Source organism: Agrobacterium sp. CG674, from assembly GCF_053521645.1.
Window position 1 is genome coordinate 19,633 of sequence record NZ_JBNWDZ010000001.1, and the last position, 24,280, is coordinate 43,912.

Genomic DNA, 24,280 nt, shown 5'->3' on the forward strand with positions numbered 1-24,280 from the left:
CATAAAATCGTTGCACGGCTGTGCAATGTTCATTGGTATTGGAGGGACCGATGGAAGGCTACCTGAATATATCGCAGACCCGCGTGCGCTACGGTGAGAACGAGATTCTGAAGGGGATCGATCTATCCGTGCGCAAGGGCGAGTTCGTCGCTCTGCTCGGCTCGTCCGGTTGTGGCAAAACAACGTTGTTGCGAACCGTTGCGGGCTTCAACACGCCTACCCAAGGCACAATTTCCATTGGCGGCCGCGACGTTACGCGCCAGCCGCCAGACAAGCGTGGCATGGCGCTGGTGTTTCAGTCCTATGCGCTCTGGCCGCATATGACGGTCGATCAGAATATCGGCTATGGTCTCAAGTTGCGTCGCGTCGAGCCGAAATTGGCTCGCCAGCGCATCGACGAGATGAAGGCCCTTCTCGGACTGCAGGCGTTAGGCAACCGCAAGCCCGCCGAACTTTCCGGCGGCCAGCGCCAGCGAGTAGCACTTGGCCGTGCACTGGCCATCAATCCGGACATCTTGCTGCTCGACGAGCCGCTTTCCAACCTCGACGCGCGCATCCGCCTCACTGTTCGTCACGAAATCAGTGCGTTGCAGCGCCGGCTGGGCATCACCGCCGTGCACGTTACCCACGACCGTGAGGAAGCCATGGTCATGGCCGATCGCATCGTCATCATGAATGGCGGCGAGATCGCCCAGGCTGGCACCCCGCACGAGGTTTACAACCAGCCGAACTCGGACTTTGTGGCGGCTTTCATGGGCGCAGAAAACATCGTCGAGCTCGACGTCGAGGTTTCCGGCAATAGCATTTGCATCGCAGAAGGCCGGAACAACCACAAAGCCGTGATCAACCGCGGCGATCGACGGCTTGCTTCGGGGCCCGCGATTGCCCGTTTCCGCAGCGAAACGTTGCGGATGACCGCGGCGGACGCTGCGTCTGGTTCGGAGCGGGATGGCCTTGTGTTGACCGGTAAGGTTGCGCAGGTCAGCTATCCCGGCGGGCTCTGGCGCCATGTCGTCCATCTCGGCGAAACCAGCCTGATTGTGGATGCCACCACGCGCTTCGAAGAGGGCGCGCCCGTCGAAATCACGGTGCCCGAACTTGCACTCTATATCTTCCCGCACCCGTAATCGCGTGAAGTGGGAGCCCTTGAGGGCTCCTGCAAGACCCTTTCCCTGCCTCGCATACGCTTTGAATGTCTGTAATTACCTCGAAAAGGACTGATGACATGAAAACCCTCGCCTATTCCCTACTGGCCCTCGGGCTGACAACCTCGCCGCTCATGGCTGAAGAGCTGACCGTCATGACGGCTGGTGACCAGAACATGGTCGACTACGTCAACGACTATCTGGGTCCGCTGTTTGAAAAGCAGAACCCCGGCGTCACTGTTCGCGCCGTTGGCACAGGCCCCGGTGATGCCGGATCGCAGAAAATCCTGGAGCGCTTTGACGCGCAGGCTGGCGCCAACGTTGCAACCTGGGATGCCGACATTGCCGTGGTGCATGAAAAGTTCGTTGGTCCGATGGTCGAGAAAAAGTATCTTGCAAAGTACCGAGACAAGATCGAGAGCGGCAAGCTGGTGACGCGCGAGAATGCCAAGATGGCGCTCGGCACCAATGTCGATGGTTATGTCATGCCGATGTTCAACAGCCAGACGGCCCTTGCCTACAACCCGGCGCTGGTTGCAACGCCGCCGAAGAGCTACGAGGAACTCGTTGCCTGGGCCAAGGAACACCCCAAGCAGTTCGGCTATAACGGTATCAAGGGCGGCGCCTCCGGCGTCAGCTTCGTCATGGGCTGGATCTACGCCTTTGCAGGTGACGGCGACAAGCTGCAGCAGGGGCCATTCGAGGCAAGTGAAGCCGAAAAGTGGGCACCTGCCTTTGCCAAGCTCAAGGATTTCACCACGAATGCAACGTTGACGCCCGGCAATGCCGGGACGTTGGATATGCTGAGCCGCGGCGAAATTGCCATCGGCCCGGTCTGGGTGGACATGTTCTATAGCTGGAAGGCCACCGGCAAGCTGCCGCCGGACATGAAGCTGGTTCTTCCTTCCCCCGGCATGCCCGGCCAGCCGATGCATTACACCATTCCGGAAAAGGCGCCTCACAAGGAGCTAGCTGAAAAGTTCGTCAACCTGGCCACCAGCCCTGAAGTCCAGGCCAAGGGCATTGTCGAGCGCTTCAACTGGTATCCGGGCATTGACGCGCAGCACGTTCAGGCCAAGCTCGAAAAGGCAACCTGGGAAAAGCTCTTCACCGATATCGGCCCGGCCGACCTCGCCAAGAACGGCAAGGCCTTCCCGATCGCACCCTACAACAAGGCGATTCTCGAAGCGTACGAGCGCCAGGTTGGCAACTGATCGAAGACCTGCCGGGCGACGTGAAATCGCCGCCCGGCAATCTTGCTGCCAGAAATGGCAAAACCTGATTGAAACACGAATTCGGTGAAACCCATGCCGATCCCGCTTCTCGGACTTTTGCTGGTCATGCCAGCACTGGTCATCGTGCTGCTTCTCTTCATCGTGCCTCTGGTGAGTTCCATCGCCGGGGCTTTTGCGGTGGACGGCAAGTTCGGCTTTGCCAATTTTCAAAAGGCATTCGAACTCTACAGTGGCGATATTGCCTTCACGATTGTGATCGTCAGTCTATCTGCGATATTGATCGGGCTTCTGTCCGTCGCGATCGGCGGGTATCTGACGCTTGGCTCCAACCCTCGCGCAGTGGCGATCCTGCGTTGGCTCTACCGCTGGCCACTTTTCGTGCCGTTCATCGTCGTTGGCCAGATTCTGAGAACCTTTCTCGCCAAGAACGGATTGATGAACAGCCTTCTCATGCAGGCGGATATTCTAACACCCATGCAGACGACCAGCTTTCTCGATTGGCGCGGCATTGTCATTGCATTCGTCTGGAAGCAAACGCCCTTTGTTACCTTGCTACTGGCTGGCGCGATGGCCTCGCTCGACCGCTCCATGATCGAGTCCGCTCGCAATCTGGGCGCAAGCCGTTTGCGTATTCTTATCGAAATCATCCTGCCGCAGGTACTTCCCACCCTGCTCGTGGGGCTCATTCTGAGCTTTGTCACTATGATGTCGGTTCTCTCCGTGCCGCTGATGATCAACGCGCAATCGCCCACCATGATCACGGCCAGCATGGCCTTCCGCATCAACGCCTATGGAGATTATGGCGTCGCCAATGCACTTGGTGTGATCTCGCTCTTGACGACCAGCCTCGTGGGATGGGTCTATCTACGCCAGACGATGAGGGAACATCGATGAATACGACCATGATTGACCTCAAGTGGATACCCCGCGCCATTGGCCTGGGGCTCCTTGCCTTCGCCATCTTCGGCCCATTGACCAATCTTGTACTCTGGGCCGTGGCGGAGAAATGGTATTTCCCCCATGCGCTACCTCTGCAATACGGCTTTTCCTACTGGGTGAGCGTCTTTTCGCCGCGCGGCAATGCCACGACGTCGCTGACCATGAGCGTGATCATTGCCTGCCTCACCGTCATCTTCTCGATTGGCCTTGCTATCCCTGCGGGCTATGCGCTGGCGCGGCTAAAACTGCCGTTCCGTGGTGCCATCCTGCTTATACTTCTGATCCCACAGGCGTTTCCGAACCTGCCGGTCTATGTGAATATCGCTCGTCTTTTCTATCAGCTGGGGTTGAACGGCACTGTCGTCGGCGTCGTCCTCGTCCATGTCACGCATGGCCTCGTCTACGCGGTATGGATCGCTACGGCGGCTTTTTCTGCTATCGACCGCGAGCTTGAGGAAGCGGCGCGCTCCATGGGTGCCTCGGCGTTCAAAACCTTTTGCGATATCACGCTGCCAATCGCAGCCCCAGGCCTGCTGGCAAGCGCCATCTTCGTCTTTCTGGAATCGCTCGACGAATTTACCGGCACCTATTTCGTCGGTGCACCCGATATTTCTACCCTGCCGCTGCTGCTCTACACCGCAGGCTCGGGTGGAAACTACCAGATCGCCTCGATCACCGCGCTGATCCTGCTGGTTCCGTCCATCGTCTTCATGATGTTCATCGAACGGTTTCTAAAGGCGGATGTGCTTTCGAAGGTGGGGCGCTGATGCGGGAGAAAGAAGATACGGAAATCTCAGGCCTGCCACGCTATATCAGCGCCCATGAGGTGGCCGAGCGCGCTGGCGTCTCCCGTTCCGCTGTCTCGCGTACCTTTACCCACGGCGCCAGCGTTTCTGTGGCAACGCGCGAGAAAGTCATGCGTGCCGCTGAGGAGTTGGGTTATCAGGTCAACGATCTGGCGCGCGGGCTTCTCGCCAACCGCAGCCAGTTGGTCGGCATGATCGCCTCCGATACCGAAACGCCTTTCCGCTCGCTGCAGATCTCGACGCTCTCCCGTCTGCTCATTGAAAGCGGTCGCATGCCGGTTCTCATTGCCACAGATAGCACTGCGAGAGGGCAGGCGTCTCACGCCAATCTGCTGCGCTATCGGGCCCAGGCCACGGTGGTTCTATCGGGCATGCCATCGCCCGCCTTCATCGAGCTTGCCCAGCGCAACGGTCAGCCGCTCATTGCCATCGGCCGAAATGAAGAAGGACCTGACCACATCCGCGTCAACAACAAGATGGCCGCCGCTACGGCCGTGCAGGTCTTTGCGGCGCGAGGAATGCAGCGCGTTGGCATGGTCACATCGGCCGTGGGCAGCCCCAACCTTCTGGAGCGCGAGCAGGCCTATGTCGAAGCCGCCCGCACAGCAGGGCTAGACGTCTTCGTGGAGCGTGCCGAGCGAACGGATTACGAGGGTGGCAGCCTGGCCGCCTCGCTGCTGCTCTCTCCTGCACGGCGCGTCGAAGGCGTGTTCTGTGTTAACGACCTGATGGCGCTCGGGCTCATGGATTATGCCCGCAACATGCTGGGTTTGCGGCTCCCCGAAGATCTCTCGGTCATCGGTTTCGACGACATCCCGGAGGCCAGCTGGGGCGCCTACAGGCTGACGACCTTCCAGCAAAGTGCCGAAAAACAGGCCCGCGAAATCGTGCGCATTCTCGATCAGCGGCTGGCAAATCCCTCCGCCCCGCCCATCGTAACGCAGCTGGATGTGCCGCTCATCATGCGCGACACGGTGCGGTCGATGAAGGTGGACCGGACAGCGCCCGCACCGTGAAGGACGAAAGACATCAAAGCATGAGCGATTGGCATTCCATTTGGCTGCAACCCGCAGACACTGATTTTGAACGCCTTCAGGCAACCATCAACCGCCTCGCTGACCAGTTCGGTACGCCGCGCTTCATGCCGCATCTGACGTTGGTCGAGGACATGCAAAGAACAGCCGAAGATCTTGCCGGTGTTCTCGATGCGAACTTTGCCGGGGAGATCGCCTTCTCGGCCCCTGTCACCATCATCCACGGGCTGCCGCAGTTCTTCCGCTCGCTCTATGCGGGCTTCGAACCGGCCGGTCGGCTCAGGCATCTTAAAACCCGTGCGGTCGAGGCTTTCGGTACCGGCTCTGTTGATACGTTCATGCCGCATATCTCGCTCGCTTATGGCGTGACGGTCGAGCAGCGAGCGAGCGTACTTGCCGCCCTTAAACAGGAATTTTCAGGTGAAACCATCCGCCTTGACGCCATCGCCGTCATCAGTTCGGCACAATCCGTGCCGATTGAGAACTGGAAGATCGTTCACACGCTGAGGCTCGGCTAGACCAACTCCAGCAAGAGCGGGCGCTGGATTTGCGCCGGTGCAGCCTTTGGCACTGAGATGTAAACCGGGCATCGGTCAGAATGTGGGATCTGGCTGGATGACCAGATTTGCGCTTGATCCTCTTTATCGTCGCCATCGATTTCCATTGGAGAACCCGTGGCGCTGCGCAATGGCGGTTCTGCCGGAAGCTTATCGGAGGTGATACGCGGGCACTGGTGCATCATGGGAGCATTGCAGCTTCATCTTGTCCTGTATCTGGTCAAAGGCCGTCGCGATGGCCTGGAATTTGATCGCCTGCCAGTGAACATAGGCTTGCAGCAGTGTGGGGGAGACATGGAGGTCGCCGCGATTGCCGGGAAGGCTCCACACAAGATGGCCTTCCGATTTGGCTCGGGAAAATACCCTCTGCACATGGCCGCGGGAAAGGGTGTGTCGTGTCGAAACTTCACTCGCACGCAGCGGGCCGAGACAGACCGGTCCATCAATGACCTGAAGACCGGCCGGTAACCGGCAGATAAGCTCATGCAGGATGTTGCTTCCAGATTCCGTGCGAACGAACATATTCACGCTCAATGGTGGGCGTGACCAGTGCGGGTTAAAGACAAGGGCGCGAACTGCCAGGGGGTGAATACAGGAAAGTTGGCGTTTATCGCTGCCGAATGTGGATGCCCGATTGCCTCCGTCGAGCCGATCGAGAGCGGAAAGATGGCGTTCCAGCCATTGGCCAATCAGGGCCTCGGCACTCATACTCAGTTGCAGTGGCTTCAGGCGCTTGTCCCGACTTTCCTGTTGAACCAGCAGGCCATAGGCGCGCATTTCCGCAACATGCGCAGTCAGCGTATTTTTGCTGAACAACTCCTCATAAGAAAAGAACTCGATCAATGCTCCAGCGGTGAGGGGCGGGCATGCCTGGTCTTGCTGTCGCTCAAAATGCAAAGCGACGATTGCTTGTGTTATCAGCCACTTCTGCATGCTGGCAACATAGCGCACGATCCGGGGCGAGACGTCATGTATGGCAAGCAACTCTTCTGCGACATCGCGCAGGACCGCAAAGAATGTGGGCTTGCTGCTGAGTAGCATGGAAGTAAAATCGTCTTTCGGTCCTGAAAAAGTCCTGGGTCGGTCGACTCAAAGCCTGGCGCCCTACCAAACCAGTGTCGCACCGCCACGCCGCTGCGTCATCCCCGTGACTCAATTTTGGGTGCATCAACCCACAGCTTGTTTCTTCTGTTGATCATGACTTTCCCCAGTCGCTATGTGAAGTCGGGTTCTTGGGGAAACATCATGAAATCAATTCTTTGTCGGCTGCGCGCAGGCTGCGCCACAGCCTTGCTGATGTCGTCTGCGGCGATGGCGCAAGACGTTCAGGCTGAATTCGACAGCCAGTCGGGTCTTCGAATGATTTGTGTCGATAAGGCGCTCGAAAAAGCCCTTGACGGGATGAATGTTTCTTTTGAAGAGGCAAGGTTGGCATGAAGCTGGATACGGCCTTGTCCTTGATTTCGGCGTTTTTGATTGCCGTCATTCTCTTTATCGGCGGTATGGTCACGCAATATAGTCAACGCGCGCTTTTAAACGAAGCCGAATTTGCCCAGATTGAGGACGCTTCGACAGTGCTGTCGACCGCGATGGAGCAGGCAGCCAAGCTGTCCGCAACCCATTCCGAAGCGATCGCCGCGGACGCGCGCGTCGCCGAGATGGTCAAGTCGGGCGACCGCCAAGCCTTGCTAGACTATAGCGCGCCACTTTTTGCACGTTTGAATGCCGGCGGTGGCATCGATGTCATGCACTTCCATACTGCTGATATGAAATCGTTTCTGCGGGTATGGGAACCGGACAATTTCGGGCAGGACCTGTCGAAGTTTCGACCGATGATTATTGCGGTGAATCACAACAAGCGGACCCAGAAAGGGCTGGAACTTGGAGTGAAAGGCTTGTCACTGCGGGCCGTGTCGGCGATCGATTCAACGCAAGGCTTCGCGGGCACTGTTGAAATCGGCGTCGATCTCACCTCGCTCCTGCACCTCGCCAAGGCGGCGACCGGTGCGGACTACGCGCTTTTCCTCGATCCTGCTGCCGCCTTGCGGGAAGACGGAACGAAAGTTGACGGCAAAGCCGGCCTGTCCATCGAAGCGGCGACAGACGCCTCTTTCTTCGGTAACCTGCAACAGGCAAATCCAGTCCGGCTATCCCGTGCACCGCATCTGACCCGATATTCAACCGACGAACGTATCTTCGGGGTCATGGGCAGGCCCCTGCTGGACTATAGCGGCAACCTTATCGGAACAATCGTGATTGCGCGTGATTTTTCGAAGTTGGAAAGCCATCTTTCACGCTCGCTCGTAACCATCTGGGCAATCTCCATTTGCGGTTTTCTGATTGTTTTCCCGGTGTTTATGATCACCATCCGCGCCTTCGTCATCCGTCCTCTGAATGACCTTGCGACCTGTTGCGTTGCCGATGACGCCGAGCCTCTTTCGCCTCCGTCAAGCAAGCTGCGCGAATACCGCAATCTTCATGCGCGGATCGAAAATCTGCGCGCAAAACGACATGAGGCACTCGATACGCGGGGGCCAGTGGGATGAGACAGTTCTGGTTTCCTAAGCTGCTGATCGCATTGATCCTCGGTTCCATGTTTTACGGCGGAACCAGCAAAGCCGATACGACGCTTCCGCAATCCATTCCGTTGCCCGTGCGCGTGCATATTGCGTTCCGTGTCCTTGATGTGTCGAAGATTGAAGTGACGACTGGCCTGATGTCGGCTGTTGTCGAACTCACGCAGCGCTGGAACGATCCGTCGCTGCGATTTGACCCTGTGCAATATGGCGCGGGGCGCAAGGATTTCACCGAAGGACAGGCCACCGAAAAACTAAGCAACATGTGGAGCCCAACGGTTGCGCTTGAGAACCAGATCAGTGTCGCGCGCATCGACGCGGCATCCCTATCCGTTTTTGCCAATGGCGATGTCATGCTGATTCGGAAACTCGATGCGGATTTTCGTGCGCTGATCGAACTTTCGGCATTCCCTTTTGATACCCAGCAGCTTGTCTTTCCGTTGACGTCTCGTCTACATGCAGCCGATGAGGTGATCTTTATCGTAGATGACAGGGACCGAGAGCTGTCCGCACTGGCCCAAAGCCTGACGGATTCCGACTGGACACCGGGCCGGCTTGAGTTTTCCCTTGAGCAGTTTTACGGCTGGAACTCCAAACCCTTCATGCGGGTGAATGCGACGGCGATCGTCAGCCGCGACTGGTCGCGCTATGTGCTTCGGATATTCGTTCCGTTTATCGCTGTTCTCAGTGTATCGCTGTTTGTGTTGTGGGCGCCACGGGGCTTTGTCAAAGATATACCGGGGGTCACATATTCCGCCCTGCTGGCCCTTGCGGCCCTGAGCTTTACCTTCGAGGCGAGCTTTCCCGGCAGCATGTCGGTGAGTTCACCGATCGCCTTCATGATCTCACTCGGCTATTTCTATCTCATACTCGCATTGATGGCCGATCTGATATTGGAGAGCGGCAAATTGCCGTTCAAGACGGCCTACCCCTATCTCTCAGAAGAGGCACGACGCTACGTCCGCTATATCGTGCCGGGCATATTCGCGACGATCTGCGTCGGAACCATTTTGAGGGCGCTTGCCTGATGCTGCGCCACCGCTTCAAACCATCGGCGGATGCCAAAATGACCAACTCCCGGCACGGGAGGATCATCCAATCCTCACCGGGCGTCCGGCCCTTTCGACCCAATGTCAGGAGATTAGCATGCGGTTCATTGCGTTACTTCTATGTATGATCTTTGCCTCCAAGGCCTATGCGGCATCCCCATGCGAGATGTCGTCAATCGCGGGGTGCACCAACACCAACCAGTTGGTCTGGGCTAAATCCTTCGAGCCCGCCCTTCGCAGTTTTCTCGACAAGAAAAAAGTGGCCTGGCTTGGACAGAGACAAGACGCTGCCGAAGCCGTCCAGGAGGTCTTGAGCGGTGCGCCGGACGACGTGGTAAAAGTCATGAATGGTCTGCTGAGGTTTTCCGCGGTCCGGCACCAGAGCGCGACGGAGCGTGGTGCAATCTTTATTTCCACGGACGGAAAAATCGAGGCGATTGGCGTTCTGCATTTCAATTGCCAACATCGATGTGAAAAGACCTATTCGCTCTCAACGCTGCTGAAGCACAAGGATGCCCGGCTTGCATCATTGGTGCAGGCCTGGGGCGATGAGCAGATGAAGATCAACAAGGAAAGAGGTCTGGAGGAGAACCTCACGACCATCGGCCACTTCGAAGTGCTGACGCGTAAACACTAGATTTTCATGCGCATTCCGGCGCGCGCACATGCGGAAGGTCCTTACCACCTGCGTCTGGCGCCAACACCTCTTCATGAACCGAACTGGACCCTGTCATATGATCAAACTCCGTTGCCTGCTCGTCGCCCTGCCATTGCTCGCGCACTCCCCGGCGAGAGCTGACGAACCCGTTGATACCGTTCGCGTTCTTATCGAGATGGCTGCGCATAATTCCGCTGATCCCGTCGACGGCAAATATGTCCAACAGGAATATTTCTCGGCCAACATGCTTCTTCGTTTCTTTAGTGAGGACTTCACGAAGACTTTCGCAACCGCTCTGCTCAAGACAAATGAACGGCGTCATGAGTTGATGATTGATTGGGACCCGATCATAGGCGGTCAGGATAATTGTCCTTTGCAGAACATCGTCTACGGCCCTACCAAGAAAAAGAACGCCAAGTTCGAGATCACAGTTGCCTTCAAAGCAAAGGCCTGCTTTGGCGCTGACAGCGGGGCCAGTGATGTCAGCAAAGTCAAGTTCACTTTGGAGAAGGAGGAGCCCGTGCCGGGGTCTCCGATCTATCTTATCGATGATATATCTCATTCAGGCGAGCCGTCACTCAAAACGACACTGCATGAAATCGCGAGATAGCTGGCATAGCTGTTCCGGCAGCAACTGAGCTCTGAACAACAATGTCCAGTGTGTCTGGTTAAAATGAACAGCGACGGGCTCCGATCGGTGGGGAGGGGCCGTCAAAGCCGGATGCATGTGTGGGATTGACCCTGAAGCGGTCGCGCGGGCGCTGGACAGGAGCCGCGTCCGTCTACGGTTTGGTCGCGCAAGGTTCCCCTGTCCAGCGTCGCCGAGGTTCAGGGTTACCCATGCGATGGGCAACTCGATCCCGTGTTGATCGAGTTGACGATCTGATCCTGTCTGGTTCTATCGATCAATACAGCATAGGCAATGCCAGGTTGCTGGTTTGGTCGTCTCCCCGAATTCGCAGGAGATGAGACATTTCCCTTAAGGTATGATGCATGAACACGGACGCAATTTTTTCTGCATTGCGTTGCTCGAGCATATCTTCATGAGAGCAGTCAAGTTCGTACGGATAGACATCACCAGTTGTATAGGGATGCCATGCTTCCACACTGTAATTCAGAATTTTGTGAAGCGTCTCCGACGGTGTTGCGGTTGCGCTGAAGAAACGTATATCGGCATTGATGCTGCCGGGAACGAAACGTTGCGCGAGGTCCAGGTGGTGAAGAATGACGCTGTGCAGACGCTCCAGAAATGCCGGGTCCTGCCGCAACACTTCCTTGAAAAACACGTTTTCGCGAAGCCCGTATTGCTGCGTTAAAAACTCGCTCAGAGCTGCGAATGCAGGTGTCTCTCCAATGATGTTCTCATCGAAACCAAGAAAGCTAAGGGCGGCTTTGGCAAGCACGCTTTCGTCGTTAAACACGGCACCCGAAGGTGGCATGAACGGGTAGGAGTCTAGAAGAGCGAGAAAAGCGACTTCACTCCCATTTTTCTCCAATTGCCTCGAAATCTCGTGTGCAACCAGTCCACCAAAAGACCAGCCAATAATATTGTAAGGCCCTTCAGGTTGAATCTCGCGAATTCGGCTGAGATAGAGCCGCGCCATATCTTCAATTGATGCTGGCATCTCAACGTTGTTGTTAAGCCCGTCTGCCTGCAAGGCAAAAATGGGTATGTCCTCATGAATATACTGGCTCATTGACGTGAAAGCCAAACCGAGCCCCATGACGGGATGGATGCAAAACAAGGGTGAGTGCTCTCCCTTAGCGCGGATGGGCAGAACGGGGGCCATTGACGCCTTTTGCTGACGCGGGCCATCAATATGCTTTGCAAAAGTGGCAATGGTCGGCGTATCCACAAAGCTTGTCCACGCGATATCTCCATCGAACCTTCGGCTTAAAGCCGACAGCATGGACGCTGCCGCGAGGGAGTCTCCTCCCAATTGGAAGAAATCATCATGGATGCTCACGGTCTCCAGTTCGAGCACGTCGCACCAAAGTTTAGCCAGCAAAGTTTCCGTGGGGGTGCTGGGTGCAACATGGTTGTGTGAAACCCGTGCCTTCGGTGGTGGCGGAAGGGCGTTGCGATCAATCTTTCCATTGGTATTCAACGGAAGCTCTTTCAGGACGACATAGATCGCAGGCACCATATGCGGCGAAAGGACTCCGGCGAGACGATTGGCGAGGTGCTCGGTGTCGACCGTCTCGCCAGGCAAGGGCGCGAGATATGCCACCAACTGTTTGTTTTTGCCCGATGTCTCTCGCAAAACGACCACAGTCTGGAGCACCGTACCCTCCGACATGATCGCAGCCTCGATCTCGCCAGGTTCGACACGAAAACCACGGATTTTGATTTGGTTGTCGTTTCGCCCGAGATACTCGATTACCCCATCGCTGCGCCACTGTGCCAGGTCGCCGGTGCGATAGATGCGTTCCAAGCCTGTCTTGAATGGGTTCGGCAGAAAACGTTCGGCCGTCAGATCGGGGTTGTTGAGATAGCCCTTCGCAACGCCAGCGCCTCCAATATACAGCTCTCCCACACTGCCCGGAGGAACAGGTCGGCCCATCTTGTCCAGCACATAAAGCTGTGTATTTCGGATCGGCCTGCCGATTGGAACGCTGTCCAGATCAGCGCCAGTCAGTGGCATGCAAGCAGACCAGACCGTCGTTTCTGTGGGACCATAGAGATTAACAACCGGGTGTCCCAGTTTTTCCATCAAACGCGCCAGATCACGCGGCAAAGCTTCGCCGCCAACAAGCGGACGCAGGCCTCTCAGTTGTGCGGGAAATTCGCTCAACAGCATGCGCCACAATGATGGTGTTGCCTGCATGAGCGTGACTGCGTTGCTTTTTATCAGGCGGCAGAGCGCTGTAGGATCTTTCACCACGCAGCGTGTGGCAATGACCGTGGCCGCGCCCGTTGTCAGTGGCAGAAAGAGTTCGAGGACAGCAATGTCAAACGCAATCGTCGTGACGGCGGCGATGCGGTCTTGCGGCGTGAGTGCGAGCAACTCCTGCATGGCTTGTAAAAAGTTGAGTTTGGATGCGTGGGAGATCTCAACGCCCTTCGGGCGCCCTGTCGAGCCGGAGGTGAAAATCACATAGGCTGTGTCTTGCGGTCCGGGGCGTGTAGCAATCCTTTCGCTTGAAACAGGCTCAGGCATTCCGTCCAACAGCATGATGGGTGCGGCAGTAACAGGAAGCGAAACACGAGCAGCGGATGTTGACAGAACGAGGCTCGGCGCTGCGTCTTCAAGGATCTTCGATAGGCGGTCGCTCGGATCGGAGGGATCAAGCGGCAGATAAGCAGCACCCGTTTTTGCAACCGCCATGAGCGCTACAAGCATCTGCTCGTTTCGAGGCGTTGCAATTGCTACCAGGTGCCCACGTTCGACACCGCATTCTCTCAATATCGCGGCCAGGTCATCGGAAGCTTTATCCAGCTCCTTGTAGGTGAGCTCTCGGCCCTCCAAGATAACCGCTGCTGCATCTGGCTGCCGCTTAACCTGCCTGTCGAACAAGTCGAGCCAAGTGATATCCTCAGCTGGCGCCTCGGTTTCATTCCAATCATATACAATGCGTTGGTGTTCGCTTGCTGAAAGCAGTGAGATATCGCAGACGGGCCTGTCCGGTTTGGCAAGTATAGTGGAAATCAATTGTAGGAACCGGTCTTTGTGCTCCTCCAGTTCCTCAAGAGTATAGAGCGCTGGATTTGCATCAAAATCGATGTGCAGATCGCCACCATCGCCACGATCATAAGCGAAGATCGTGAAATCTGTCATGGTGCCGTTCGACAGATTGTGCGCAGTCACGGCATGTCCATCAAACCTAAGATCGTAGTCAAAAGGCTCGATGTTGACACCCAGACGTGCGATCTGCTGATCCTGGCCGGCGAAATCGAGATCGCGCCGCATGTCTTCATAGCGATATCTCTGGTAACGCAGAGCGCGCATCATCTGACCGGACGATTGTTTGACCATGTCCTGCCATGAAAGTTCCGGCGTGATCTTGAAACGGAGTGGGACTGCATTGGCCACCATGCCGGGTATTCGGCGCACGGCTCCACTGATGCGTCCCGTGACCATCGTGACCATCGTCAGATCATAACAATCGGTCGCACGGGCGTAATAGGCTGCAACAGTTGCGATCAACGCTTGCGGTAGGCTCGCCCCGAGCTCTTTCGCCTTGTGTTGCAACCGTTTGACGTCATCGTGACCAACCGTCGTACGCAATCTCAACAGGCCGCCGGAAGGAGCCTCGGCTCGCCTGGCCAGCGTGACTGGCGGCGAAATTCCCTTCAGTTGCTCAAGCCAGTAGCTTCGGTCACGTTCGAAATGCACAGAACGGCGATAATTATCTTCACTTTCCAGGAGTTCGAAAATCGATCCGAAGTCGCATTCCGCAATGGCTTCGCCACGGACCATCGATGTGTAAATCTGAGCCTGGCGACGCGCGAGCAATCCACCGGAGAAGCCGTCGAACAGAATATGGTGAACCCTGTGATACCAAATCCAGTGATCGTCCTGAATTTTGAGAAGGACACTTGACCAGAGATCATCTTGCTCCAGATCAAGGAAGCCTGCCAACTCCGAGCGCATCCATGCGTATGCACTTTCCAGTGGTGTACCATCACTGCTGAAATCAAGGACTTCGAAATCTCGCCCTACATATGGGGTAATGACCTGTCGAGGCTTTCCGTCGATTTCCACAATCTGGAGACGCGTCGCTTCGATCTCTTCACTCAACCGCCCCAGAGCCTTGCAAAAAATCTCCGGTGAAACGGGTCCATGGATTTCCAGAGCCTCAGCGAGCACAAAACTCAGATCCGGTGGCGACAATTTCTCTTTCACCCACATGCCTGTTTGCGCAACCGATAGTGGATGAGATTCAAAGTGCATATCCATCAATTAACCCTCAAAAACGCGAGTAGGCGAAAGAACTGTGCTACACTCGCACGTGCGCAAAACGGCATTGAGCTCGCGCCAATGCTGCTGTGCAGGTGCTTTGATTTTTTGTAATTTGCAGAGTGGAGGGGTGGACGGTCCAACTCACTTTGCTGCGATGCAACCTACAGAGGCCGTGTTAATTTACAAGCCATCGGTGCATTAATATAATATACCATTCAGAGTTTACCGTTGACATGTAAGGCCGGAGTTAAGCCTAAACCCTCGTAATCAAGGGAAGATCTCGCAACGAAACGAGATAGATTATTTGCGTTTTCGCAAGTTTCCAGCAAGAAACGCATTTCATAAAAATGCAATCATTAGTGTTATAAAAGATGATCTCGAACATTACGGGTGATTTTTTGTGCGACGCAATGTGCGATGGAAATTGCCTGAACAGGCGTTGCGTCGATGCACCCTGCGTGCCTGGCCTACCGCAGGCTTGTGGCACTTGCCATTCTACCGAAGGATGCTGCTAGTAGCCCGTGACGCGTTGACTGGCATCTCTTGCGGGAGAGGGAATGGTCAGTGATGCGCCATTCACACATGGCCAGCTGCAAGCAGTGATTTCTTAGGTCGTAGTCGAGGTTGGATAGCCGTATGTTGAAGGCCATGCGGCAATAAAGCGCGTGCGCATGGATCTTTCCTTGCTCACCGGGCTCACCCGGTCGTTTCCTTGAACAGCACGTTCTGGTCCAGCAGGTAGCGTGAGAAGAGCGGCAGGCTGGCGCCGCCTATGGCGCGGGCCTGGCTGCCGACGGAGCCTTCCATGATTTCGGGGACCGATACGCCCTGAAGATCGTGCAAGTCCAGTGCTTTCTTGGTGGCGGAGGTGATGCGTTCGCGCACCCAAGCGGGAAAGCCGCCATCGATGATGACGGATGCGAAATCGATGATCGAGGCGGCGGCGAGCACGGCTTGGGCCAGCGCTGCGGCAGTGTTCTGTATCCAGCGTTCCAGAGGCTCACCGAAATCCACCCAATCATCGGGCGAAAACCAGAGCGGCTTGGGGTCGATATGGTTTTCGCGCAGCATGTCTTCCAGAACGAAGATCGAGGCGATCTTGAGCAGGGGTACGGTGGAGCCATCCCGGCCCTGAACGGGCAGGGGGCCGATGGCACCGGCTGCACCCGTTCGCCCGGAAAACAGCGCTGAATTCAAGACGACGCCGCCGCCGATGAAGGAGCCGATGAAGACATAGAGAAAATCGGGATATTGCTGGCCAAGGCCAAAGACAAGTTCGGCGCCGCAGGCGCTGGTCGCGTCATTTTGGAGGAATACCGGATAGCTGACCTTGGCGGCAATTTCGGCGCGCAGATCGAACCCGCGCCAGCGGTCCATTTCCTGTTGCGGCGCGCCCACCTCTGCCGCCCAGCTCCACATTTCAAAGGGTGCAGCAATGCCGATCCCTGCAATTCTCTCGCGCATTTCAGGTGTCAGCCGCGCTTCCAGCTCTGCCATGCCATTGATGACGAAGGGCAGGATCCATTCTGGCATGGGATAGGGATAGGTGTTGCGAAGTTTCAGCCGGATGCGCCCGACAAAATCCATCAGCACGAGATCGACACTGCGACGGCCGATTTTCACACCGAAGGAAAGCACCGCGTCGGGGTTAAGCCGCATGGGCGTGGATGGCTGGCCAACCTTGCCGCGAAGGGGCTCGCCTCTGATAAGAAGCCCGTCGCTTTCCAGCGAGCGCATGATGACGGACACGGTCTGGGCCGACAGGCCGCTGCGGCGCGCAATCTCGGCCTTGGACATGCCGCTGTGTCGCCGCACCAGCGACAGGACCAGACGTTCATTATAAGCGCGCACACGGACCTGGTTGGCACCTCCGCTCAAATCCGGTGCAGTTGCTGCTGGTTGCTGCAGCGGCTCGCTTTCGCGTTTCATGTGGCATTCCCTCCCGGCCGGCAATGGTTTTTCGCCGGCTGCATATGCTCTCCACATCCTTGTTTTGTCTGGAAATAGGGCGTCCTCCCACCAAATTTCCCTAGATGCGGAATTCATAAAATGCCACAAAGAATTAATAATTCAATTGGATTTATTTATTGACAGAGGATTGTTTTGGTGTTTCCATCTGTCGCAGTGGCCCCGCTCTTGGAGGAGAAGGGTCGCAACAGTCGCTTCAACAGGAAGCACTTGTCTCATCATCGGGAGGACTACATGAAAAGCACTGTTTCCGCCATTCTCGGCGCGCTCGCGCTCGGCGTTTCCTTTGGGTCCGTCGCTTCGGCTGCCGATACGTCGGTTTGCCTCATCACGAAAACAGATACCAACCCCTTCTTCGTCAAGATGAAGGAAGGCGCAACGGCCAAGGCCAAGGAAGTTGGCGTGAAGCTGAAGTCCTACGCCGGCAAGATCGACGGTGATTCCGAAAGCCAGGTTGCTGCTATCGAATCCTGCATCGCCGATGGCGCCAAGGGCATTCTGATTACCGCATCCGACACCAAGGGCATTGTGCCGACCATCAAGAAAGCCCGCGAAGCAGGCCTTCTCGTTATCGCGCTCGACACACCACTTGACCCTGTCGATTCCGCTGACGCAACATTCGCAACCGACAACCTGCTTGCCGGCAAGCTGATTGGCCAGTGGGCCAAGGGCACGATGGGCGACGCCGCAAAGGACGCCAAGGTTGGCTTCCTCGATCTGACGCCAGACCAGCCAAGCGTTGACGTTCTGCGCGACCAGGGCTTCATGATCGGCTACGGCATCGACCCGAAAGACCCGAACAAGATCGGTGACGAAAACGATCCACGCATTGTTGGCCACGATGTGACCAACGGCAATGAAGAAGGCGGCCGCAAGGCCATGGAAAACCTTCTCCAGAAGGATCCAGGCATCAACGTCATCCACACTATCAATGAACCGGCTGCTGTCGGTGCCTACCAGGCACTCAAAGCTGTTGGCATGGAAACGAACGTGCTGATCGTTTCCGTTGACGGCGGTTGCCCAGGCGTGAAGTCTGTTCAGGATGGCGTCATCGGCGCAACATCGCAGCAGTACCCGCTGATGATGGCAGCGCTTGGCGTGGAAGCGATCAAGAAGTTCGCTGACACCGGCGAAAAGCCAAAGCCAACCGAAGGCAAGTCCTTCTTCGACACGGGCGTTTCGCTCGTAACCGACAAGCCGGTTGAAGGCGTACCTTCGATCAGCGTCAAGGAAGGCCTTGCCAAGTGCTGGGGCTGATCCCTTAACCTTTGACAAAACCAGGCCAGCCGGAACCCGCGTTCCGGCTGGCTTTGCCCATAAGTTTTCGCAGTCAGATTATCCGGCTAAGGATCGAGCCCCGCAGCGGGCAGACGCTGGCGAGCGGGAGGAGGAAACATGAGCGGAATACAGGAATTCGAGCGAGTGCTTGATGGCAGCGACAAGAATGTCGCGTCGTTCGAACAGCAAAAAATTTCACCGTTGAAACGCGCGCAGCATTTTCTGCATTCGACGCCCGCGGCTGTGCCGCTGATCGTTCTGGTGATGTCGATCGCCATTTTCGGTCTGACCATCGGCGGACGTTTCTTTTCATCCTACACGTTGACGCTGATTCTGCAGCAGATTGCCGTTGTCGGCATTCTCGGCTCAGCCCAGACGCTGATCATTCTGACCGCCGGTATCGATTTGTCGATCGGCGTTGTCATGGTGATCTCATCGGTGGTGATGGGTAATGTGGCCGTAAACTACGGATTGCCGAGCGGCGTTGCCGTTCTGGCGGGCTTCGTGGTTGGCGGATTGTGTGGCTTCTTCAACGGCTTTCTGGTTTCCGTGGTCAAGTTGCCGCCGTTCATCGTGACGCTGGGCTCATGGAACATCGTCATGGCGACGAATTTCATCTATTCGGCCAACGAGACCATCCGCGATACGGATGTTGCGGCGAATGCACCGCTTCTCCAGATTTTCGCCACCAATTTCCGTATCGGCAGCGCCATCCTGACGCTCGGCGTTATCGCCATGGTCCTGCTTGTCGCTCTGCTGTGGTATATTCTCAACCACACCGCCTGGGGCCGCCACGTCTATGCCGTGGGTGACGATCCTGAAGCAGCAAAGCTGTCCGGTATTCAGACCCGCAAAGTCCTTCTCAGCGTCTACACGGTTGCCGGCATTATCGCAGCCTTTGCTGCCTGGGTGGCCATTGGCCGTAACGGCTCGATTTCGCCGTCCGCTGCCGTGACCGACTATAATCTCCAAGCCATCACGGCAACGGTGATTGGCGGCATCTCGCTGTTTGGCGGGCGTGGCTCCATCCTCGGCACGCTGTTTGGCGCGATGCTGGTGGGTGTTGTGTCCATGGGCCTCAATATGCTGGGTGCAGACCCCCAATGGAAAGTCATGTTGACAGGCTGGCTGATTATCGCCGCCGTCGCAATTGACCAGTGGATCCGAAAGGCAGGCGTGTGATGACCGTTGATTACAAAAGGAAACCCATTCTTTCCGCTCATGGTCTCGTCAAGCGTTATGGCCGCGTGACCGCCCTCGACCATGCGGATTTCGATCTCTATCCGGGCGAAATCCTTGCCGTGATCGGCGATAACGGCGCGGGCAAGTCCTCGCTGATCAAGGCTCTTTCAGGCGCGGTGCGCCCAGACGAAGGCGAGATCAGGCTGGATGGCGAAGTCGTTCAGTTCAAGACGCCGCTCGAAGCCCGCGATGCTGGCATCGAGACGGTCTATCAGAACCTCGCGCTGTCGCCCGCTTTGTCGATTACCGACAACATGTTCCTGGGACGTGAGCTGAGAAAGCCCGGCATCTTGGGCTCGGTTTTCCGCAAGCTCGACCATGCTGCCATGGACAAGTTTGCCCGCAGCAAGCTGTCTGAACTGGGCCTGATGACCATTCAGAACATCAACCAGTCGGTGGAAACGCTCTCTGGTGGCCAGCGTCAGGGCGTTGCCGTGGCAAGAGCGGCAGCCTTCGGCTCCAAAGTCGTCATTCTCGACGAACCAACGGCGGCGCTGGGCGTGAAGGAAAGCCGGCGCGTGCTGGAGCTTATTCTCGACGTCCGCTCTCGCGGAATGCCGATCGTGCTGATTTCGCACAACATGCCGCATGTGTTCGAGGTTGCAGACCGCATTCACATCCACCGGCTTGGCAAGCGCCTGTGCGTCATCAACCCGAAGGAATACACCATGTCCGACGCGGTTGCCTTCATGACAGGCGCGAAAGAACCGCCGAAAGAGATACTTGCCGCATGACGATGACACTTGATGCGCTGGCTGATGACATCATCCAGCGCGCGTCAGACGCATCCCGCTTCATGGTTGCCATTGCCGGTCCCCCAGGGGCCGGCAAGTCCACGCTGGCAGATGCGCTGCATGGCGAATTGATCCGACGCGGCGAAAAAGCCGAAGTCCTGCCCATGGACGGGTTTCATATGGATAACGGCATTCTGCAACATCGCGGATTGCTGGCCCGCAAAGGCGCGCCTGAGACATTCGATGTGCGCGGCTTCTCAGATATTCTGGCAGCGGTTCGCAGAGCGGACCAGGAGGTTCTGGTTCCGGTGTTTGACCGTTCGCGGGAAATCGCCATCGCCTCTGCAAGGGCCGTTTCGCCTGAAACGCGGTTCATTCTGGTGGAAGGCAATTATCTCCTCCTCAATGAAGAGCCTTGGGCAAAGCTGAAAGACAGCTACGATTTTACCCTTTTCGTTGGTCCCACCGTCGAGGTTCTCGAGCAGCGTCTGCGCGACCGCTGGGTCGGCTACGGGCTTGATGAGGCTGGCATCAAGGCCAAGCTCTATGACAACGACCTGCCAAACGGCAAGCGTGTGGTGGAGAACTCCGTTCGCGCCGATATCAGCATCGATATCTGGGAATAGCAGCGTCAAAGCCTGCAGCAATATGCGGTTTGTCTGAAAATCCATTCCGATTTTGAGCCGCATGTTGTAGGTCATGATCCCATGACGATTCTGGATGCGGCATGACTGCCAAGGTTTTCCTCTCCCGGCTGACACTGACCGAGTTTCGCAATTACGCGGAGGTCTCGCTGCGCCTTGATGACCGGCATGTGGTTCTGACAGGCGATAATGGGTCGGGCAAGACCAATCTTCTGGAAGCCATTTCCTTTTTGTCGCCGGGCCGTGGGTTGCGGCGTGCCACGCTTTCCGATGTCACGCGGGTGGGCGCGCAAAGCGCGGGCTTTTCCATCTTCGCTGAAGTGAGCGGGATGGATGGCGAGGTGGCCATCGGCACCGGGCTGGAAGGCGAGGGCGAGACCTTGGCGCGCCGCCTGCGTTTGAACGGCACGTCGGTCAGATCTGTAGACGAGTTGACTGATCATCTGCGTGTGCTGTGGCTGACGCCCTCCATGGATGGACTTTTTACCGGCTCCTCATCCGACCGCCGCCGCTTTCTCGATCGGCTGGTGCTGTCGCTGGACCCCGGCCATGGCCGCAGGGCCAGTGATTTTGAAAAAGCGATGCGCGGTCGCAACAGGCTTTTGTCGGATGGCCGGTTCGATCCGGTCTGGCTGGAGGGCATCGAGAAGCAGATGGCCGAGCTTGGCATTTCCATGGCCGTGGCCCGCCACGAAATGCTGGGCTTGCTGACGGCGCTGATCGACAGCCGCAGCGATGACACGAATTTCCCGACTGCATCGCTGACGCTGTCAGGCTTCATGGATGGCCAGTTTCACCGGCCCGCGGTTGATCTGGAAGACGAATATCTGGCGGCGCTGAAGGATAATCGCTACCGCGATGCTAGCGCCGGGCGCACGCTGGAAGGTCCGCACCGGGCCGATCTGTTCGTGCGCCATGCGGAAAAGGACATGGATGCCGGGCGCTGCTCAACGGGCGAGCAGAAGGCGCTCCTCGTTGGCCTTGTTCTGGCCCATGCGCAACTCACCGCGAATATGACAGGCCATGCGCCGGTGCTGCTGCTGGATGAAATTGCTGCCCATCTGGATGAGGGACGGCGCGCAGCTCTGTTTGATCTCATCCATGCGCTGGGTGGGCAAAGCTTCATGACCGGCACCGATGCGGCCATGTTTGCAGGGCTTGGCGACCGGGCGCAGTTTTTCGATGTTTCCCATGGACGCATCGGGTGATAGTTCTTGGACCCTGTTGAGATTGCCGGGAGACGACACTTTGGACCCCCTAACGCCAGATGAAATCGAACGTTACAAGCGCCATATCCTGCTGCCGGAAATCGGCGGCGTCGGCCAGCAGCGCCTGAAAGCGGCGAAAGTGCTTGTCATCGGTGCGGGCGGGCTAGGCGCACCGGTGCTGTATTATCTGGCGGCTGCGGGTGTCGGAACGCTCGGTATCATCGATGACGATGTTGTCTCGCTGTCCAACCTTCAGCGTCAGGTCATTCATGACACGGGCACGCTGGGAGACCTGAAGACCGAAAGCGCCCGCCGGTCCATCGCGCGGCTGAACCCGCATGTGCGAACCATCAGTTTCGAGGAACGTTTTTCACTCGTCTGGGCGCATGACCATCTGAAAAGCTTTGATCTGGTCATCGATGGCTCCGACAATTTCGATACGCGCTATGCCGCAGCCGATGCGGCCGAAACCTCAGAAATTCCGCTGGTCACGGGTGCCGTCGGGCGCTTCGATGGGTCGGTGACAGTTCTCAAACCCTATGAAGCCGGTGCCGACGGGATGTTGTTTCCACGCTACAGAGATCTCTTCCCCATGCCGCCGCCGCAGGGCGTCGTTCCGTCCTGCGCAGAAGTGGGTGTGATTGGTGCCCTGACCGGCGTGATTGGCACAATCATGGCGATGGAGGCAATCAAGCTGGTCACCGGCACGGGTGAGCCGTTGATCGGCCGATTGCTGCTCTATGATTCGCTTTCAGCGCGGTTCGATACGATGCGATACAAACGCAGGGCCAGCAAAGCATGATCGATATCATCAGGCTCGATGACGGTTTTTCACGCTATGCGGATTTGTTGGCGCTGATCCTGTCGTCCTTTGCCTATATGGATGGGGTGATCGATCCGCCTTCTTCGGCCCATCGGCTGACGCTGGATAATTTGGCGCAGAAAACCCGAGACGAAATCGCCTTCATCGCGCTGGATGGGGAGGATTTGCAGGGCTGCATCTTCTGCAAGCCGGAAACGGCAAGCCTCTATGTCGGCAAGCTTGCCGTTTCGCCTTCGTCGCAGGGTAAGGGTGTTGGCACGGCATTGCTGGGACAAGCCGAGGAGGTTGCCCGTGATCTTCGGCTCCCGGCGCTGCGGCTTGAAACCCGCATCGAGCTTACTGGAAACCATAGCCGGTTCGCTGCCTGGGGTTTTGTCAGGACGGCAGAAAATTCCCATCCCGGCTACAGCAGAGTGACCGCCATCGAGATGATGAAGGTCTTGACTGAAACCGTTTAGCTTCGTCCCGGCAGAACGCGGTTTGGTGGGCGGTGGCCATCAAAAAAAGCGCGGATGTTGATGATGACCTTGTCACCCATGTCGATGCGGCCTTCGATGGTGGCAGAGCTCATATGCGGCAACAGCACCACCTTGCCCTCTTTGGCGAGCTTGATGAGCTTGGGATTGACCACAGGTTCGTTTTCGAACACGTCCAGTCCCGCACCGGCAATCTTGCCATCCATCAGGCACCGGATCAAAGCTGGCTCGTCGATAATATCGCCACGCGCTGTGTTGACGATGTAGCTCGTGGGCTGCATCAGTGCCAGATGCCGGGCCGAAATCAGGTGGTAAGTGGCAGGCGTTGACGGGCAATTGACGGAAACGATATCCACGCGAGCCAGCATCTGGTCGAGGCTGTCCCAATAGGTCGCCTCAAGCTCCGCTTCCGTGGCCGGGTTGACGCGCTTGCGGTTGTGATAATGGATCGATAGGCCAAACGCCTTGGCGCGACGGGCAACGGCCGTGCCGATGCGGCCCATGCCGACAATGCCGATGCGCTTGCCCGAGAGACGGCGGCCCAGCATCCATGTGGGTGACCAGCCGCGCCACTCATCCGAGCCGTTGGCCAAAACGCGTGTGCCTTCCACCAAGCGGCGCGGTACGGCCAGAACCAGAGCCATGGTCATATCAGCGCTGTCTTCGGTCAGAACATTCGGGGTATTGGTAACGGTGATGCCTTTGCGGGCCGCGGCATCCACATCGATATGGTCAATACCGTTTGAAAATCCGGCGATCAGTTTTAGTTGGGGACCGGCCTGTTCGATCATCTCTGCGGTGATGCGATCCGTGACGGTTGGCACCAGCACGTCCACCTTCTGCATGGCGGTAATCAGCTCTGCCTTGCTGCGAGGGGCGTCTTCGATGTTCAATTCCGCATCAAACAGCTCACGCATACGGGTTTCGACCAGATCCGGCAACTTGCGTGTCAAATAGACGCTCGGTCTCTTCTTATTCGTCATTGTCAGCAGGTACCTTGTTCA

Annotated in this window: 22 protein-coding genes; 17 read left to right on the forward strand and 5 right to left on the reverse strand. The window is 57.0% G+C overall.

Annotated elements, in window-relative coordinates; genetic code table 11:
• Positions 1-50: 50 nt before the first annotated feature.
• The 6 genes from ACQZ51_RS00120 (at position 51) to ACQZ51_RS00145 (ending at position 5,677) form a co-directional block, all read left to right on the forward strand.
• Entirely contained in the window at positions 51-1,127 is a 1,077-nt protein-coding gene (locus ACQZ51_RS00120; RefSeq protein WP_448774347.1) for an ABC transporter ATP-binding protein, read from the forward strand.
• 98 nt (positions 1,128-1,225) lie between these two features.
• A complete protein-coding gene (locus tag ACQZ51_RS00125; protein WP_448774349.1) occupies positions 1,226-2,359 on the forward strand; it encodes an ABC transporter substrate-binding protein in 1,134 nt (377 codons plus the stop codon).
• 93 nt (positions 2,360-2,452) lie between these two features.
• A complete protein-coding gene (locus tag ACQZ51_RS00130) occupies positions 2,453-3,274 on the forward strand; it encodes an ABC transporter permease (protein ID WP_448774351.1) in 822 nt (273 codons plus the stop codon).
• A complete protein-coding gene (locus tag ACQZ51_RS00135) occupies positions 3,271-4,086 on the forward strand; it encodes an ABC transporter permease (protein WP_448774353.1) in 816 nt (271 codons plus the stop codon). Before ACQZ51_RS00130 ends, ACQZ51_RS00135 begins: the two co-directional genes overlap by 4 nt.
• A complete protein-coding gene (locus ACQZ51_RS00140; RefSeq protein ID WP_448774355.1) occupies positions 4,086-5,141 on the forward strand; it encodes a LacI family DNA-binding transcriptional regulator in 1,056 nt (351 codons plus the stop codon). The genes ACQZ51_RS00135 and ACQZ51_RS00140 overlap by 1 nt, the downstream gene beginning before the upstream one ends.
• A 20-nt stretch (positions 5,142-5,161) precedes the next feature.
• Positions 5,162-5,677, forward strand: a complete 516-nt coding sequence (locus tag ACQZ51_RS00145) for a hypothetical protein (protein ID WP_448774357.1) — start codon at positions 5,162-5,164, stop codon at positions 5,675-5,677.
• A gap of 189 nt (positions 5,678-5,866) precedes the next feature.
• On the opposite strand, the gene ACQZ51_RS00150 is transcribed toward ACQZ51_RS00145, so the two are convergent.
• Complete coding sequence (locus ACQZ51_RS00150) at positions 5,867-6,649, reverse strand: hypothetical protein (protein WP_448774359.1); 783 nt, start codon at positions 6,647-6,649, stop codon at positions 5,867-5,869.
• Between the two features lie 312 nt (positions 6,650-6,961).
• On the opposite strand from ACQZ51_RS00150, the gene ACQZ51_RS00155 reads away from it, so the two are divergent.
• The 4 genes from ACQZ51_RS00155 (at position 6,962) to ACQZ51_RS00170 (ending at position 9,978) form a co-directional block, all read left to right on the forward strand.
• Entirely contained in the window at positions 6,962-7,153 is a 192-nt protein-coding gene (locus ACQZ51_RS00155; RefSeq protein WP_448774361.1) for a hypothetical protein, read from the forward strand.
• Positions 7,150-8,262, forward strand: coding sequence for a cache domain-containing protein (locus tag ACQZ51_RS00160; RefSeq protein ID WP_448774363.1), 1,113 nt, complete (start codon positions 7,150-7,152; stop codon positions 8,260-8,262). Before ACQZ51_RS00155 ends, ACQZ51_RS00160 begins: the two co-directional genes overlap by 4 nt.
• The gene (locus ACQZ51_RS00165) at positions 8,259-9,320 is read left to right on the forward strand and encodes a neurotransmitter-gated ion-channel ligand-binding protein (protein WP_448774364.1); all 1,062 of its coding nucleotides are present in this window, start codon (positions 8,259-8,261) and stop codon (positions 9,318-9,320) included. The genes ACQZ51_RS00160 and ACQZ51_RS00165 overlap by 4 nt, the downstream gene beginning before the upstream one ends.
• 118 nt (positions 9,321-9,438) lie before the next feature.
• Positions 9,439-9,978 (forward strand): hypothetical protein, encoded by a 540-nt coding sequence (locus tag ACQZ51_RS00170; protein WP_448774366.1) that lies wholly within the window; start codon positions 9,439-9,441, stop codon positions 9,976-9,978.
• Positions 9,979-9,982: 4 nt separating this feature from the next.
• On the opposite strand, the gene ACQZ51_RS00175 is transcribed toward ACQZ51_RS00170, so the two are convergent.
• The 3 genes from ACQZ51_RS00175 to ACQZ51_RS00185 all read right to left on the reverse strand — a co-directional run bounded on the left by ACQZ51_RS00175 (position 9,983) and on the right by ACQZ51_RS00185 (position 16,832).
• The gene (locus ACQZ51_RS00175) at positions 9,983-10,561 is read right to left on the reverse strand and encodes a hypothetical protein (RefSeq protein WP_448774367.1); all 579 of its coding nucleotides are present in this window, start codon (positions 10,559-10,561) and stop codon (positions 9,983-9,985) included.
• A 343-nt stretch (positions 10,562-10,904) separates the two neighbouring features.
• Positions 10,905-14,900, reverse strand: coding sequence for an amino acid adenylation domain-containing protein (locus ACQZ51_RS00180; protein WP_448774369.1), 3,996 nt, complete (start codon positions 14,898-14,900; stop codon positions 10,905-10,907).
• A 699-nt stretch (positions 14,901-15,599) separates the two neighbouring features.
• The gene (locus tag ACQZ51_RS00185) at positions 15,600-16,832 is read right to left on the reverse strand and encodes an ROK family transcriptional regulator (protein ID WP_448774370.1); all 1,233 of its coding nucleotides are present in this window, start codon (positions 16,830-16,832) and stop codon (positions 15,600-15,602) included.
• A 273-nt stretch (positions 16,833-17,105) separates the two neighbouring features.
• On the opposite strand from ACQZ51_RS00185, the gene ACQZ51_RS00190 reads away from it, so the two are divergent.
• The 7 genes from ACQZ51_RS00190 to ACQZ51_RS00220 all read left to right on the forward strand — a co-directional run bounded on the left by ACQZ51_RS00190 (position 17,106) and on the right by ACQZ51_RS00220 (position 23,258).
• Positions 17,106-18,128, forward strand: coding sequence for a substrate-binding domain-containing protein (locus ACQZ51_RS00190; RefSeq protein WP_448774371.1), 1,023 nt, complete (start codon positions 17,106-17,108; stop codon positions 18,126-18,128).
• A gap of 138 nt (positions 18,129-18,266) precedes the next feature.
• On the forward strand, positions 18,267-19,331 hold the full coding sequence (locus tag ACQZ51_RS00195; RefSeq protein ID WP_448774372.1) for an ABC transporter permease: 1,065 nt from the start codon (positions 18,267-18,269) through the stop codon (positions 19,329-19,331).
• Positions 19,331-20,125: an ATP-binding cassette domain-containing protein gene (locus tag ACQZ51_RS00200; protein ID WP_448774373.1), complete on the forward strand. Its 795-nt coding sequence runs from the start codon at positions 19,331-19,333 to the stop codon at positions 20,123-20,125. The genes ACQZ51_RS00195 and ACQZ51_RS00200 overlap by 1 nt, the downstream gene beginning before the upstream one ends.
• Positions 20,122-20,751: a nucleoside triphosphate hydrolase gene (locus ACQZ51_RS00205; RefSeq protein ID WP_448774374.1), complete on the forward strand. Its 630-nt coding sequence runs from the start codon at positions 20,122-20,124 to the stop codon at positions 20,749-20,751. The genes ACQZ51_RS00200 and ACQZ51_RS00205 overlap by 4 nt, the downstream gene beginning before the upstream one ends.
• A 101-nt stretch (positions 20,752-20,852) precedes the next feature.
• A complete protein-coding gene (gene recF, locus ACQZ51_RS00210; protein WP_448774376.1) occupies positions 20,853-21,977 on the forward strand; it encodes a DNA replication/repair protein RecF in 1,125 nt (374 codons plus the stop codon).
• Between the two features lie 40 nt (positions 21,978-22,017).
• A complete protein-coding gene (locus tag ACQZ51_RS00215; protein WP_448774377.1) occupies positions 22,018-22,779 on the forward strand; it encodes a molybdopterin-synthase adenylyltransferase MoeB in 762 nt (253 codons plus the stop codon).
• A complete protein-coding gene (locus ACQZ51_RS00220; RefSeq protein WP_448774378.1) occupies positions 22,776-23,258 on the forward strand; it encodes a GNAT family N-acetyltransferase in 483 nt (160 codons plus the stop codon). The genes ACQZ51_RS00215 and ACQZ51_RS00220 overlap by 4 nt, the downstream gene beginning before the upstream one ends.
• On the opposite strand, the gene ACQZ51_RS00225 is transcribed toward ACQZ51_RS00220, so the two are convergent.
• Positions 23,255-24,259, reverse strand: coding sequence for a 2-hydroxyacid dehydrogenase (locus tag ACQZ51_RS00225; RefSeq protein WP_448774379.1), 1,005 nt, complete (start codon positions 24,257-24,259; stop codon positions 23,255-23,257). The genes ACQZ51_RS00220 and ACQZ51_RS00225 overlap by 4 nt on opposite strands.
• Positions 24,260-24,280: the final 21 nt, after the last annotated feature.

Bases quoted from the DNA above. Each gene is read 5' to 3' on its own strand.
- ACQZ51_RS00175 (WP_448774367.1), bottom strand. From the start codon at position 10,561: ATGAGATATATCATCGATAAGATAGATCGGAGACCCCGGCACGGGCTC.
- ACQZ51_RS00205 (WP_448774374.1), top strand. From the start codon at position 20,122: ATGACGATGACACTTGATGCGCTGGCTGATGACATCATCCAGCGCGCG.
- ACQZ51_RS00155 (WP_448774361.1), top strand. From the start codon at position 6,962: ATGAAATCAATTCTTTGTCGGCTGCGCGCAGGCTGCGCCACAGCCTTG.
- ACQZ51_RS00165 (WP_448774364.1), top strand. From the start codon at position 8,259: ATGAGACAGTTCTGGTTTCCTAAGCTGCTGATCGCATTGATCCTCGGT.
- ACQZ51_RS00120 (WP_448774347.1), top strand. From the start codon at position 51: ATGGAAGGCTACCTGAATATATCGCAGACCCGCGTGCGCTACGGTGAG.
- ACQZ51_RS00195 (WP_448774372.1), top strand. From the start codon at position 18,267: ATGAGCGGAATACAGGAATTCGAGCGAGTGCTTGATGGCAGCGACAAG.
- ACQZ51_RS00185 (WP_448774370.1), bottom strand. From the start codon at position 16,832: ATGAAACGCGAAAGCGAGCCGCTGCAGCAACCAGCAGCAACTGCACCG.
- ACQZ51_RS00150 (WP_448774359.1), bottom strand. From the start codon at position 6,649: ATGCAGAAGTGGCTGATAACACAAGCAATCGTCGCTTTGCATTTTGAG.
- ACQZ51_RS00225 (WP_448774379.1), bottom strand. From the start codon at position 24,259: ATGACGAATAAGAAGAGACCGAGCGTCTATTTGACACGCAAGTTGCCG.
- recF (WP_448774376.1), top strand. From the start codon at position 20,853: ATGACTGCCAAGGTTTTCCTCTCCCGGCTGACACTGACCGAGTTTCGC.
- ACQZ51_RS00190 (WP_448774371.1), top strand. From the start codon at position 17,106: ATGAAAAGCACTGTTTCCGCCATTCTCGGCGCGCTCGCGCTCGGCGTT.
- ACQZ51_RS00125 (WP_448774349.1), top strand. From the start codon at position 1,226: ATGAAAACCCTCGCCTATTCCCTACTGGCCCTCGGGCTGACAACCTCG.
- ACQZ51_RS00130 (WP_448774351.1), top strand. From the start codon at position 2,453: ATGCCGATCCCGCTTCTCGGACTTTTGCTGGTCATGCCAGCACTGGTC.
- ACQZ51_RS00180 (WP_448774369.1), bottom strand. From the start codon at position 14,900: ATGGATATGCACTTTGAATCTCATCCACTATCGGTTGCGCAAACAGGC.
- ACQZ51_RS00140 (WP_448774355.1), top strand. From the start codon at position 4,086: ATGCGGGAGAAAGAAGATACGGAAATCTCAGGCCTGCCACGCTATATC.
- ACQZ51_RS00220 (WP_448774378.1), top strand. From the start codon at position 22,776: ATGATCGATATCATCAGGCTCGATGACGGTTTTTCACGCTATGCGGAT.
- ACQZ51_RS00170 (WP_448774366.1), top strand. From the start codon at position 9,439: ATGCGGTTCATTGCGTTACTTCTATGTATGATCTTTGCCTCCAAGGCC.
- ACQZ51_RS00160 (WP_448774363.1), top strand. From the start codon at position 7,150: ATGAAGCTGGATACGGCCTTGTCCTTGATTTCGGCGTTTTTGATTGCC.
- ACQZ51_RS00135 (WP_448774353.1), top strand. From the start codon at position 3,271: ATGAATACGACCATGATTGACCTCAAGTGGATACCCCGCGCCATTGGC.
- ACQZ51_RS00145 (WP_448774357.1), top strand. From the start codon at position 5,162: ATGAGCGATTGGCATTCCATTTGGCTGCAACCCGCAGACACTGATTTT.
- ACQZ51_RS00200 (WP_448774373.1), top strand. From the start codon at position 19,331: ATGACCGTTGATTACAAAAGGAAACCCATTCTTTCCGCTCATGGTCTC.